Here is an 11736-nt window from a genome sequence, read left to right as displayed (position 1 = left end):
CGTTCCACTGCTTCCTCATAAGGGGTTGCAGGTTTTCCTGATGATAGATTGCCATGTATGACAGGCATTTTGTTGTTTATGTAATTTTTCCCCTTGCGTTCCAGCGCATCTAGTTCACTAGCTATTTGGCTAAGATCCTCTGGGGTAAGCATTTGCCTCGTTTCATTAACGATAGCTAAATGCTTCTCTATTGTTTCTTCTTGATCTTCGTAGTAGCGGTGCATCCGTCTTAGATATTCTTTAACAGGTCCGGTATGCACAGTTAATTTCCCCACCACATCTCCTCCTTCTAACCTTTCTATCTTTATTTATTAATAACCTCGATACATTTTGTTAAGACGGTCTTGCTCATATGCCTGATAGGATTGGGTGGTTATATGGTTTCCATATCGGTATGATAAGCTTTGGTCTAGCGTACTGAACTCTTCTGCAATCGCTGTTGCATTTTGTTGGAGTGTCGCAAAGTTATCACCTAACAATTCCATCAAATTAATCAAGGTATCCAATAGATGCAAGACATCTGATAAACTACTATCATCTAATCCCTGTTCTTCTAATACATTCTTACATTTAATTAGTTTTTGCGTCATCTGTTCTGCACTGTTTCGTTCATCAAAAAGCGTTCGGTATAAATCTTTTACACGATCTGGATCTACTTTCACTTCCATGGTTCAACACTTCCTTCACCCGATATCATCTAGCATTCTTTGACTCTTTCGATCTGCCTCTTTTACTGCTTGTTCCATCTTCTCCGTTAACTGAATAAAGAAATCAATATGATCCTCTGCTAACTTAGCTATTTCCATATATTGATTGACAACATTCTGATAGCTAGAAATTGCTTCCCCAGATAATTCAGAGAAAATCTGATTAAACTGCGCATGAACGGTACGATTAGACGTTGAAAAAATATCTAACTGCTGTTCTACTTCCGCTAACGCCTCCATCGTTTTGTCAGAATCATAGGAGATTTTATCACTCACCCGCACATCACCTTCCTTATCTCAGCATTTGCTTTACACTAGGATCAATATCCTTTGAACGAATATAGGTTGCATGATCTTCTTCCGGTATGCTATATAATGCCCACCGATGATAATAGTAACTGGCCCATTTTTGTGATTCTACTTTCTGTCTTAGTGATCTTAGCGCACGAATGCATGCTTGATATTTATCATTATAATCGTCCAAATAATGATCCATCGTATCAACTAGTTCTTCCGCTGCTTCACGCGCCTTACTGTTGTTCCAATCTTGTTGCGATATCGGGGCAGGACATGCTAGAACTACTCTTTCTACATGTTCCAATCGTTCGATCATCTGATCAATGCGGTTGATTCTTGTATTAAAATCCATCGTCTATTTCCCCTTTGCTTACTCATTACTCAACCAGTGCCGCATCATTAACTTTCCCCTTCTTTAGTGGGGTAAGCTTTTCCCATTCCTTAATAAAGTCGGTAACATTACTTTCTTCTGCGCCTACGTAGCCATAAAATAACACTTTCGAAATATTGTCTTCATTAAAAAAATAGACTTGGTTATCCAAGACACCGGTAGGATAACTGCAGCCAATGTAATCCAGGTATACTTCTTCCTTATGTATATTTTCCACAATCGGTTTTCTTCCTGTAATCATGATTGGTTGTTCGCCGTCTATCAATACGATTACACTGCCAATCGGAAGCATTTCATCACCTCCATACTCATATGCCGCCATTGGTTTGGGTAATATTTCCTTTGTTGTACAAATTATATAAGATGATTCCATATATTTCAATTATGAATCTCCTTTACAAGCTCTCTTAAAAGAAAATATGGATATAATATTAAATTATTTTTCTTCAGCCTCTCTATTAATTTTCTTCCATCTTTACTTTAACGGAATTGCTTTCATATGTTTTCGGAGCTGAATGTTCATTTCAACCTATCTTTACTGACTAGGATAGTATCGTTGATTAATTTCCATATTATTACTAAACATGAACTATATTTCGTTCCAACCCCTTTCTTATTTTAAGAGAATGGCTAAGAGGTTGGATTTTTATGAATGATTTCGAAAAAGATAATTTTCTATACGTATTAGGAGAATATTATAAGAAACAGCGTATTGCCAAAGGCTGGACCCAAAGTGAAGTAGCCGAGGCTTTAAATATGAGTGTTCGTTCCATTCAACAATTTGAAAAGGGAGAGCTTAATCTAGCAATATCCCGCTTTGTAGAATTAACAGAGTTATTAAATGTACCTTATTCGATTGTAGAAGAACAATTCAAAGCACATAGCTACCATTCCTTTCAGGAGCAAGTAAGAGAAGTAACGAATCGAAAGGAAAAGAAAAAGAGATGATAAAAGATTATAGGATAACTAGAAAAACGTTAGCCATTGTACCAAACAAAGATATATTCTATCAGTCCAAAATAATTGAAAGGGAGAAAGAGATTTACCATTCATCTTCTCCCTTTCCAATTATCAAAGAAAACTGTATGCATTACGGTGCCGCTTATGATGGTCGTAAAAAATCGGTACAACACCATCTAGACTTTCACCAAAAGCCCCCCATCCCTGTGGCTCCTTCAAAAGGAATATATACCTTCCCTACCGAAGCACCACAAAATGATAATTGTTGTTGGTTGTTTTTCCATGGAGTGAAAAACATCTTTACCAATACGGAAAACAACCCTCCAAATACAATCGTGCTATTCATTAACGAGAAATGGTTGACTTTAGATACTTCCACATATACTTTACAAAATCAATATGATCGTACGGGAATGTGTAAGGTTGTTTTTGATCAATTATGATGAGCGATTTGATTACTGCCACTATCATTTCCAACACTTACATATGTATTACAAAAACGTGATTCGCTGCAACAAAAAAAAGTAATTTATGTATCCTTTAACATTTTTTGATACACCTTAATTCGTTCATCTAATAATTGACTATATTCTAGGGTTGAGGATGCAGTTAATCCATCTCGTAATCCAATATCCACTAATTCTTCTCGCATTATTTCGATTTGTTCTAATAATGATTCTACGTCCATTTTACTTTTGCTCATTTTTAAACGCTTCCCCCATCTGCAATCATCAGAACGATATAGTAAAAATATTTATCAAAATGGAAAAATTATATAATCAAACACATCTTATACCTATATGTACTATTTAGTCAATAAATTAATGAATATTTATTCTATTTGGTTCTAATAATACAGTTTGATGTTTATTCAAGCTAAAATATATGTAAAAGTTCCGAAGGAGTATTTTATGGAAGATCTAAATATAGGGGATAAACTGAAAAATCGAAGAAAGTTATTAAACCTTACTACACAAGAAGTAGCAAAAAGAGTGAATATTTCACAATCATATATAAGCCGATTTGAGAATAATCGGGCAGTTCCAGACATCGATATGTTGTCACGCATTCTCAAAGCGTTAGATACTGATTTACCTACATTTTTCTCTTCTGAAGAAGAAGAATTACCTGATGACTTGGTACATTTAATAGAGACAGCCAAAAAATTATCGCCTGAAGAAAGAGTAAAACTAACCGAATTTCTAAAATTAATAAAAAAACAATAGTCCCAGGATGAACACAATTTCATCCTGGGACTATTATGGGGCTAGCCTCTACTACCTACCCATTCAACAACATCAACTTAGCGCTAGTGACGTACCCCTTAAGATTCGAGTCACTTCTTCTTCACCATTAAATATATTCCTTCTCTACCATAACCTTCTGAATCTTCTTCCTAGCTAGCTTCCCCTAATTCTTCACAGCATTTTCTGTCACTCCTTCTTCTTCCGCTATCTTTCTAACAGACTGATCTTTCAACACAAATTTATCAAACCAACACCACTGCTTATCAGTCAGCGCTTTTTGAATATCTAATAAAAATGGCGTATCTACTTCCAACTCATCCACCACTACCAAATCTTCTATTGTAATTTGATTAAACCATTGCTGAAATTGATCACGCTCGCGATTATCTTTACGAATCTTGTTAATGAATGTTCTTGTAATACCATAATAAGCATAGGTAGAAAACTTTGATTTTGATGGATCATAGTTTTGAAAAGCATTCCATAAAGCAATTAACCCTTCTTGATAAAACTCCCCATCGACATCTCGAATTTGATATTTGTGCATAATGTGATAAATCATTTTTTCACAATCCTTTAAAATATCCTCAAATCTCATCAATTGGTGAACTCCTACATGACAAGCACTTGCCTCACGTATTCCGCGGTAAAGTGATCATATAAAAATTCATCGTCTATGTCATATGGTGATATTTGTATGCCATCCTTTGAAAATAGCTCCTATTACCCTTATTTTTGGGATTTTTATCTGAGAAAATGGAATTATTGCATAAATCTATCATAGTTCATCGCTATTTATAGATTTTCTTTTACAAGCGCCATTAACCAACCTCTAACCTTTTGACTTATTATGCGAGAAATATAGACATAATTATCCAATACATCCGCCCTCAATACGTGATACTGCACGTGTTACCTATTATTTAATTTTATGATAATAGGTGTAAAGGAAGATGAGGGGTATAACAGTGGCACATCAGGAGCATATTGAAGGTTTAATCTTAGGATATTGTATAAGACAATTTCGGGAAAATTTAAAAGCGAAACATCCAAAGTGGACACAAGAATACGTAGGTAGAAAAGCAGATATTGACGAAATACATTATGGTAAAATTGAACGCGGTAAATACCTTCAAACGTCATTTCTTACCATTGGAAAGATTGCAAAAGCACTAAACTGCTCCTTGGATACCCTTTATGAAAACTATGAGAAGGAACTGATAGCCTATAAAAAAAGAACTGGTGAAGTGGATGAATAATAAGTACCGAATTACTTCAGATACAATAGCCATCTTCCCCATGTATGATAGTGTTTATCAATCCTCTATACTTGAATCATATCAAACCGTAATCAAAAAAGAAAAACCACTAGATATTATCAAAGAGAATTGTTTACATTACGGATCTAGTTATCAAGGGCGCAAAGCTTCAATTCAACACCATTTAGATTTTTACCAAAAGTCTCCCATTCCTATTCAACCAACCCAAAAGCTATATGCATTCCCGTCACAATCCGCTCGATCCTCTGATTGCATCTGGCTGTTTTTTCATGCCATAAAACATATCGAAAGAAAACAACAACTTACAGCTATCAGGTTTACTAACGGTGAAGTAGTAAAGATTGCGACATCACTTCACACCATTCAAAAGCAATATGATCGAACTGGAATGATAAAAGTGTTATTGGAACAGTTGATGTAGTTGTATTATGTATGTCCATTGTATTATTCTTGCTCAACTATCACCTATTAGAACGATATTATGTATCTTTCATCAATTCTTGATATTCTTTAATTTTTTCATCTAATGATTGACTATATTTTAAAGTAATAGGTGCAGTTAGGCCTTCTCGATTCCCAATTTTCAATAATTCACTTCGCATCGCTTCAATTCGTGCTAATAACAATGCTCTACTCATTCCATCATTATGTTTATCCATAGCTAAATTGCTCCCTTAAAATATATAAATTTAACTCTGTAAAGTTTCCAACACAAATCGTACGTATAAACGTACAACATTTCCGTATATTATATAGTACTTTTATACGTACAGTCAATTTATTATAAAGTGGGGTAAAACTTTGAAAAAAGTAGAAATAAACCTTAACGAACTGCTTCATCACTATAATTTAAGCTTAAATCAATTGCACTTAATTACTGGAGTTCGAAGAGCAACCTTGAGTGAGATGGCAAATGGCAAACGACAAAGAATACAATTAGAACATATAGAAAAAATAGCAAATGCTTTAGAAATCAGTGATATCAATGAAATTATTACTATAAAAGAAGTAAATGAGGAATAACGAACGCTTTTGTACAATTGATTCGATTTTATATGAGAACACGTATAAGCACTCGTCGAGATATTTTGCATTTTTTGCTACTTCTTCTCGCATTAGTTCATTTTTCTTCCCTTAATTTAACATAAGCTAATCCCTTTCTTGAATGTATTATACAATGAATATTGGAAAATGGTTCTTTATACAACAAAATGTCGGTCATTAATTTTACAAACAACAAAAAGTTGTATATAAAGTTGTCATAGAGCGGGGAGTTGTGGCTATTTTTTAAAATTACATATTTTCTTAAAGGGGTAAATTACTGATACTCAAAGAATTATACTTCAAATAAATAACAGTCCCATGATGAATACGCCAGGTGGGACTGTTATTTATGTTAAAATATTATCTATTCTCTACTAACTAAAAACCATCCATTCAACAATTCTTCCCGATTATAGTAAAAACGCTCATCATCTTCGTAGCGAGTAACCTTGCCACCTGCTGCTTCCACAATTGCTTGCCCTGCACCTGTATCCCATTCCATTGTCGGAGCATAACGTGGATAATAATCTGCTTTCCCTTCCGCTACTAGGCAGAACTTAAGTGAACTTCCCGATGAAACCACATTCACTTCACCGTCTAGCTTATTAATAAATGCCTCTGTTTCTTCAGACATATGAGAACGACTCGCAACTACATTGGTAATATTACAGTCGTTCACTTCTGGTAATTTCACACTTTGACTGATTAAATCTTCTGCACTTGTGATAGTCACTTTTGATGCATCTTTTAACTTGTATGCTCCTTCACCATTCACACCAAAATAAAAGGTATCCAATACTGGTGCATAAATAACTCCCAGTTTTGGGTATTTGCCTTCAATTAAAGCAATATTAACCGTGAATTCACCATTTTTCTTTATGAATTCTTTCGTTCCGTCTAGGGGGTCAACTAACCAGAACTGTTCCCAGTCTTTACGCTCTTCATATGGAATCTCCTTACCCTCTTCACTTAAAACCGGAATACTATAATCCATTTGCTCTAAACCTTCTGCAATGTCATGATGCGCTCTCTTGTCCGCTAAGGTTAACGGTGAATCATCTTCTTTAAATTCAACATCAAAATCCTGATTATATACTTCCATAATCTCTTTACCTGCGTTTAAACAAATTTGAAATAAATCAACTATGTATTTGCTCATTTTATTACCACCCTTTATTTTATTTAAAACCATAGCATGTTCACGATGGTTACAGTAACAAGCATAACAAGAATACTTAAAGGAGTTCCTACTTTCATATAATCACTAAATGTATATCCACCAGGACCGTAGACAATGAGATTTGTTTGATAACCAATAGGGGTTATAAAGCTAGCTGAAGCCGCAATAGCTATAGTAACTGCAAATCCCATGTAATCAACTCCCAATGAACTCGCCATCTCTATTCCAATCGGAAGCATCAGCACTGCCGCTGCACTATTGGTGATAAGTTCTGTAAATATATTGGTTAATAGATAAATCGCAACTAACAACGCGATAATGCCTAGCGGTTCACCGATTCCAAGGATCCCTTTGGCCATCCATGAGGCAAGTCCAGTCTTCGTCATCGCCGTTCCGACACCGAAAGCACTAGCTATTAATAAAAGCACATGAAACTGAATATTCTTCTTAGCCTCTTCAGGAGTTATAATTTTAGTTATAATAAAAATAAACACAGCTAATAGCATAGCTTTAAACATCGATAACAAACCAAATGTTACAGTTAGTATCATTGCAATTAAAACGACTAGAGAAAACCAGCCTTTACCTTTGTTCTCATTTAAGTTATTAGGTGTATCTAGTGTTGATACAACATAGAAGTCATTAGAGTTGTTATAGGTTTTGATAAAATCAGAACCTGCTAGTAAAAGTAAGACATCTCCTGGTTTTGGCACAATATCACCAATTTTACTTTTAATTCGTTCATTGTTACGGTGTACAGCCAACACTCCTGCATCATATCTTGAACGAAATTGAGATTGCTTAAATGATTTGGATAATAAGGATGATTGGTGAGACACCACCGCTTCTACTAACTGGACTTCTCCATTTTTAAGATCATCTAAATCTAAATGTGTACCTGTTTCTAATCTTAGTCCTTTTATCTGCTGTAACTCTGCTATAGTAGAAATCAACCCTGTAAAGATTAACCTGTCTCCTGCACTTATCAAAGTATTAGATTTAACAGGGGATATTCTTTCATTCTCCCGGATAATTTCTATTAAATACAAGCCTTTCAAATCACGCAAACCAGCTTCCTGAACGGACTTGCCTAGGAAAGGAAATTCACTTGTTACGGACATTTCGGCCATATACTCACGCGTATCCTTCTTAACTTGTTCACTAAAGCCTTTATTGTTTGGCAAAATTTTATATCCTATTGTGAAAAGGTAAATAAAACCTAAAATCAATACGGGAATACCGACAATCGCTAATTGAAAAAGGGTAAATCCTTCTAACCCATAATCAATCAACATACCATGGACAACTAGATTAGTAGATGTACCCATCAACGTAATCGTTCCACCTAATATCGTGACATAAGATAAAGGAATTAAGTACTTAGAAGGAGCAATCCCTCTTTCTTGACACCACTTTTTGATCATTGGCGTAAATGCAACCACGATCGGTGTATTATTTAAGAATGCAGATGAAACAGAAACAGGTAAATAAAAACGTATCATAGACCCTTTCTTTTGGCTACTTTTATTTAACCAACTTGTCATCATACGTTCAAGGATTCCATGTTTTTGAACAGCTCCTGCTACGATAAATAATAAAGCAATGGTAAGCATGCCTTGATTAGAAAAACCTTTAAATGCCTCTTCAGGAGTTAATAACCCCGTTAAAACAAATATAACTAACCCTGCAAATATAATCATGTCAGGTCTCGCCACTTCGAATAGCAAGGCCAGAAACATGGCAATGATAATGATTAAAACAAAAGCCATTTCCAATGTCATAAGAGGGATCACCTCCTTTTTTAAAAGAAAAAGCTACTACCATAAAAGTTGATAGTAGCTTTTATCTTTTAGTCTATATATTTCATAATCTCTTTTACTACATAATCGGTAGCTTCTTCTAGTGAATATTTACTTGTATCGATCTCAATTTCAGGATTTTCTGGTTCTTCATAAGGACTAGAAATACCAGTAAAGTTAGGAATTTCGCCAGCGCGAGCTTTTTTGTAAAGCCCTTTAACATCACGTTCTTCACAAACTTCTAGAGGTGTACTAACAAAAATTTCAACATAAGAATCTCCAATAATTTCACGTGCATTTTGTCTATCACTTTCATACGGTGATATAAATGATGTTAAAGCAATAAGACCGGCATCATTCATCAATTTACCAACTTCTGCAATACGACGAATATTTTCTACACGATCCTGTTCTTTGAAGCCTAAATTTTTATTTAAACCGTGGCGTACATTATCACCATCTAATAGCATGGTATGATGTCCTGTTGCTACAAGACGTTTTTCTACTTCATTAGCTAGTGTAGACTTACCAGAACCAGACAGTCCTGTGAACCATAATGTTAATGGTTTTTGACCTTTTTGCTGCGCTCTAACCTCACGTGTAACATCTGTATCCTGCCATACGACATTTGTTGAACGACGTAATTCATGTTTAATGACACCACAAGCAGATGTCATATTGGTGACACGATCAACTAAAATAAGCCCACCTAGTGCTTCATTATTTTCGAATTTATCAAAAACCATGTTTTCTGATAATGAAATATCACATTCTACTAATTCATTTTTGAAGATTTTATCAGCTGGAACCTCTTTACCAGTATTAATATCAATTTTATTCTTAATAGACATCACCGTACCTGGTAATAGTTTGGTTCCTACTTTTACTAAATAATTACGTCCCTCTACTAATTCCGTATCATCCATCCAAAGAATAGTAGCAGTAAACATATCGGTAACCTGAATATTTTCTGATGTCGTTATTACACATCCTCGAGAAACGTCCACTTCTCGGTCTAATTGTACCGTTACAGGTTGTCCTGCACCAGCTTCAGATACTTCATGATCGGTGACGAGAATGCTTTTAACGTTAGCCTTTTCCTGACTAGGAAGTGTAATAAGCTCATCACCGACCTTAATATGACCGGCTTCAACTTGTCCTTGAAAACCACGGAAAGTATGGTTTGGACGACTTACACGCTGAACAGGCATTACAAATTCCTCTTGATCCACATCTTCTTCTACTTCAATGTCTTCTAGATAAGGTAATAATGCTTTACCGTCATACCAAAGTGTATTTTCAGAATTCTTCGTAATGTTATCCCCTTCTGTAGCAGAAACTGGAATGACTTGAACACTTTCAAGATTAAAACCATATGTCATTTGTAAGAAGTCATTTTTAATTTCTTCAAAACGTTTTTGATCAAAACCAATAAGATCCATCTTGTTTACTGCAAGCACGACATGTTTAATACCCATTAATGAACAAATACGCGCATGACGTCTAGTTTGGGTGATCACACCTTTTGTTGCATCTACTAGAATAACTGCTAAATCAGCAAAGGACGCACCAACAGCCATATTACGAGTATATTCTTCATGTCCCGGTGTATCTGCAACAATAAAGGAACGGTTATCGGTGGTGAAATAACGGTAGGCAACGTCTATCGTAATACCTTGTTCCCGTTCTGCCATTAAACCATCAAGCAGTAAGGAATAGTCAATTTCTCCTCCACGGCTACCAACCTTTGAATCTAGTTCTAATGCTTTTTCTTGGTCAGCAAATAATAGTTTTGCATCATAAAGCATATGTCCAATTAACGTAGATTTCCCATCATCAACACTACCACATGTAATAAACTTTAATAAACCTTTCATTCTAGAAATACCCCTCTCTCTTACGACGTTCCATACTTCCAGCAGCTTCTTGGTCAATGACACGGCTTGTACGTTCTGAAGAAACAGCACCTAATGTTTCATCGATAATTTCATCTAACGTTTCCGCCTCTGACTCCACACCGCCAGTTAGAGGGTAGCAACCTAATGTACGGAATCTAACTTTCTTATGCTTGATTTCTTCATCTGGTTCTAATTTCAAACGGTCATCATCTACCATCACGATATTACCGTCACGTTCCACTACAGGACGTTCTTTAGCAAAATAAAGCGGAACAATGTCAATATTCTCACGTTTTATGTATTGCCAGATATCTTTTTCTGTCCAGTTAGACAGTGGGAATACTCGCATACTTTCCCCTTTGTTAATTCTAGTATTGTATAACTTCCACATTTCTGGTTTTTGATTTTTTGGATCCCATGCATGATTTTTATTTCGGAAAGAGAAAACTCGTTCTTTTGCACGTGATTTCTCCTCATCACGACGACCGCCACCAAACGCAGCAGTAAATTCATATTTATCAAGTGCTTGTTTTAAACTTTGTGTTTTCATAATATCTGTGTATGCAGAACCATGATCAAACGGATTAATACCTTGTTCTACACCTTCTTGATTAATATGTTCAATCATTTCAATCCCTAATTCTTTTGCTTTTTTATCACGAAAATCTATCATTTCTTTAAACTTCCATGTCGTATTCACATGCAAGAAGGGAAATGGTGGTTTCTCCGGATAGAAAGCTTTCATTGCTATATGTAGCATGACAGAACTGTCTTTACCAATTGAATAAAGCATGACTGGCTTTTCGCATTCTGCGGCTACTTCACGGATTATGTAAATTGCTTCTGCCTCGAGTTGGTCGAGGTGAGATAGTTGTGACATAAGGTAATCGTCCTTTCTATTTTTAGATGTTTTCTATTTTTCACTAACCATCT

At 35.4% G+C, this 11736-nt stretch carries 17 protein-coding genes and 1 pseudogene; 6 read left to right on the top strand and 12 right to left on the bottom strand.

Annotated features, from left to right (window positions below; all coding sequences use genetic code 11):
- From GHT08_RS20435 to GHT08_RS20415, 5 genes are all read right to left on the bottom strand, one after another.
- A partial coding sequence (locus tag GHT08_RS20435) for a hypothetical protein (protein ID WP_163583235.1) occupies nt 1–275 on the bottom strand: 275 nt, incomplete at its 3' end.
- Nucleotides 276–311: 36 nt separating this feature from the next.
- The gene (locus GHT08_RS20430; RefSeq protein ID WP_163583234.1) at nt 312–668 is read right to left on the bottom strand and encodes a hypothetical protein; all 357 of its coding nucleotides are present in this window, start codon (nt 666–668) and stop codon (nt 312–314) included.
- 15 nt (nt 669–683) lie between these two features.
- On the bottom strand, nt 684–983 hold the full coding sequence (locus GHT08_RS20425; RefSeq protein ID WP_163583233.1) for a hypothetical protein: 300 nt from the start codon (nt 981–983) through the stop codon (nt 684–686).
- 16 nt (nt 984–999) lie between these two features.
- Nucleotides 1000–1356: a hypothetical protein gene (locus GHT08_RS20420; RefSeq protein WP_163583232.1), complete on the bottom strand. Its 357-nt coding sequence runs from the start codon at nt 1354–1356 to the stop codon at nt 1000–1002.
- A gap of 25 nt (nt 1357–1381) precedes the next feature.
- Nucleotides 1382–1768 (bottom strand): DUF4176 domain-containing protein, encoded by a 387-nt coding sequence (locus GHT08_RS20415; RefSeq protein WP_238343628.1) that lies wholly within the window; start codon nt 1766–1768, stop codon nt 1382–1384.
- Nucleotides 1769–2043: 275 nt separating this feature from the next.
- Between GHT08_RS20415 and GHT08_RS20410 the strand changes: the two genes are divergently transcribed.
- Together GHT08_RS20410 and GHT08_RS20405 are read left to right on the top strand one after the other, a co-directional pair.
- Nucleotides 2044–2343, top strand: a complete 300-nt coding sequence (locus tag GHT08_RS20410) for a helix-turn-helix domain-containing protein (RefSeq protein ID WP_163583230.1) — start codon at nt 2044–2046, stop codon at nt 2341–2343.
- A complete protein-coding gene (locus tag GHT08_RS20405; protein WP_163583229.1) occupies nt 2340–2798 on the top strand; it encodes a competence protein ComK in 459 nt (152 codons plus the stop codon). The genes GHT08_RS20410 and GHT08_RS20405 overlap by 4 nt, the downstream gene beginning before the upstream one ends.
- A gap of 86 nt (nt 2799–2884) precedes the next feature.
- On the opposite strand, the gene GHT08_RS20400 is transcribed toward GHT08_RS20405, so the two are convergent.
- Complete coding sequence (locus tag GHT08_RS20400; RefSeq protein WP_163583228.1) at nt 2885–3058, bottom strand: aspartyl-phosphate phosphatase Spo0E family protein; 174 nt, start codon at nt 3056–3058, stop codon at nt 2885–2887.
- A 208-nt stretch (nt 3059–3266) separates the two neighbouring features.
- Here GHT08_RS20400 and GHT08_RS20395 point away from each other — a divergent pair, with 208 nt between their 5' ends.
- The gene (locus GHT08_RS20395; RefSeq protein WP_163583227.1) at nt 3267–3581 is read left to right on the top strand and encodes a helix-turn-helix domain-containing protein; all 315 of its coding nucleotides are present in this window, start codon (nt 3267–3269) and stop codon (nt 3579–3581) included.
- Nucleotides 3582–3765: 184 nt separating this feature from the next.
- On the opposite strand, the gene GHT08_RS20390 is transcribed toward GHT08_RS20395, so the two are convergent.
- A complete protein-coding gene (locus GHT08_RS20390; RefSeq protein WP_163583241.1) occupies nt 3766–4200 on the bottom strand; it encodes a sigma-70 family RNA polymerase sigma factor in 435 nt (144 codons plus the stop codon).
- A gap of 355 nt (nt 4201–4555) precedes the next feature.
- Between GHT08_RS20390 and GHT08_RS20385 the strand changes: the two genes are divergently transcribed.
- A complete protein-coding gene (locus tag GHT08_RS20385) occupies nt 4556–4861 on the top strand; it encodes a helix-turn-helix domain-containing protein (protein ID WP_163583226.1) in 306 nt (101 codons plus the stop codon).
- Nucleotides 4854–5303, top strand: coding sequence for a competence protein ComK (locus GHT08_RS20380; protein ID WP_163583225.1), 450 nt, complete (start codon nt 4854–4856; stop codon nt 5301–5303). Before GHT08_RS20385 ends, GHT08_RS20380 begins: the two co-directional genes overlap by 8 nt.
- 58 nt (nt 5304–5361) lie before the next feature.
- Here the strand turns inward: GHT08_RS20380 and GHT08_RS20375 are convergent, their stop codons facing one another.
- Nucleotides 5362–5541: an aspartyl-phosphate phosphatase Spo0E family protein gene (locus GHT08_RS20375; RefSeq protein WP_238343627.1), complete on the bottom strand. Its 180-nt coding sequence runs from the start codon at nt 5539–5541 to the stop codon at nt 5362–5364.
- Nucleotides 5542–5683: 142 nt separating this feature from the next.
- Between GHT08_RS20375 and GHT08_RS20370 the strand changes: the two genes are divergently transcribed.
- Complete coding sequence (locus GHT08_RS20370) at nt 5684–5905, top strand: helix-turn-helix domain-containing protein (protein WP_163583224.1); 222 nt, start codon at nt 5684–5686, stop codon at nt 5903–5905.
- Nucleotides 5906–6290: 385 nt separating this feature from the next.
- On the opposite strand, the gene cysQ is transcribed toward GHT08_RS20370, so the two are convergent.
- The 4 genes and pseudogenes from cysQ to cysD all read right to left on the bottom strand — a co-directional run.
- Entirely contained in the window at nt 6291–7085 is a 795-nt protein-coding gene (gene cysQ / locus GHT08_RS20365) for a 3'(2'),5'-bisphosphate nucleotidase CysQ (protein WP_163583223.1), read from the bottom strand.
- 23 nt (nt 7086–7108) lie between these two features.
- Nucleotides 7109–8887 (bottom strand): SLC13 family permease, encoded by a 1779-nt coding sequence (locus GHT08_RS20360; RefSeq protein WP_163583222.1) that lies wholly within the window; start codon nt 8885–8887, stop codon nt 7109–7111.
- A gap of 68 nt (nt 8888–8955) precedes the next feature.
- Entirely contained in the window at nt 8956–10782 is a 1827-nt protein-coding gene (gene cysC / locus GHT08_RS20355; protein WP_163583221.1) for an adenylyl-sulfate kinase, read from the bottom strand.
- A 1-nt stretch (nt 10783) separates the two neighbouring features.
- A pseudogene (gene cysD, locus GHT08_RS20350) lies at nt 10784–11689 on the bottom strand (sulfate adenylyltransferase subunit CysD); the annotation flags it as partial.
- Between the last annotated feature and the right edge of the window lie 47 nt (nt 11690–11736).

The sequence above is a fragment of the Gracilibacillus saliphilus genome (genome assembly GCF_010994085.1).
In the GTDB taxonomy this organism is placed as follows: Bacteria; Bacillota; Bacilli; order Bacillales; family Amphibacillaceae; genus Gracilibacillus; species Gracilibacillus lacisalsi.
The sequence above is the reverse complement of the archived record's forward strand: the minus strand, read 5'-3'. Positions and strand labels throughout refer to the sequence as shown.

What these genes read in the sequence shown, in the direction of transcription:
- GHT08_RS20430 (WP_163583234.1), bottom strand. Translation starts at nt 668, where the DNA reads ATGGAAGTGAAAGTAGATCCAGATCGTGTAAAAGATTTATACCGAACG.
- GHT08_RS20420 (WP_163583232.1), bottom strand. Translation starts at nt 1,356, where the DNA reads ATGGATTTTAATACAAGAATCAACCGCATTGATCAGATGATCGAACGA.
- GHT08_RS20415 (WP_238343628.1), bottom strand. Translation starts at nt 1,768, where the DNA reads ATGGAATCATCTTATATAATTTGTACAACAAAGGAAATATTACCCAAA.
- GHT08_RS20410 (WP_163583230.1), top strand. Translation starts at nt 2,044, where the DNA reads ATGAATGATTTCGAAAAAGATAATTTTCTATACGTATTAGGAGAATAT.
- GHT08_RS20405 (WP_163583229.1), top strand. Translation starts at nt 2,340, where the DNA reads ATGATAAAAGATTATAGGATAACTAGAAAAACGTTAGCCATTGTACCA.
- GHT08_RS20400 (WP_163583228.1), bottom strand. Translation starts at nt 3,058, where the DNA reads ATGAGCAAAAGTAAAATGGACGTAGAATCATTATTAGAACAAATCGAA.
- GHT08_RS20395 (WP_163583227.1), top strand. Translation starts at nt 3,267, where the DNA reads ATGGAAGATCTAAATATAGGGGATAAACTGAAAAATCGAAGAAAGTTA.
- GHT08_RS20390 (WP_163583241.1), bottom strand. Translation starts at nt 4,200, where the DNA reads ATGAGATTTGAGGATATTTTAAAGGATTGTGAAAAAATGATTTATCAC.
- GHT08_RS20385 (WP_163583226.1), top strand. Translation starts at nt 4,556, where the DNA reads ATGAGGGGTATAACAGTGGCACATCAGGAGCATATTGAAGGTTTAATC.
- GHT08_RS20380 (WP_163583225.1), top strand. Translation starts at nt 4,854, where the DNA reads ATGAATAATAAGTACCGAATTACTTCAGATACAATAGCCATCTTCCCC.
- GHT08_RS20375 (WP_238343627.1), bottom strand. Translation starts at nt 5,541, where the DNA reads ATGGATAAACATAATGATGGAATGAGTAGAGCATTGTTATTAGCACGA.
- cysQ (WP_163583223.1), bottom strand. Translation starts at nt 7,085, where the DNA reads ATGAGCAAATACATAGTTGATTTATTTCAAATTTGTTTAAACGCAGGT.
- GHT08_RS20360 (WP_163583222.1), bottom strand. Translation starts at nt 8,887, where the DNA reads ATGACATTGGAAATGGCTTTTGTTTTAATCATTATCATTGCCATGTTT.
- cysC (WP_163583221.1), bottom strand. Translation starts at nt 10,782, where the DNA reads ATGAAAGGTTTATTAAAGTTTATTACATGTGGTAGTGTTGATGATGGG.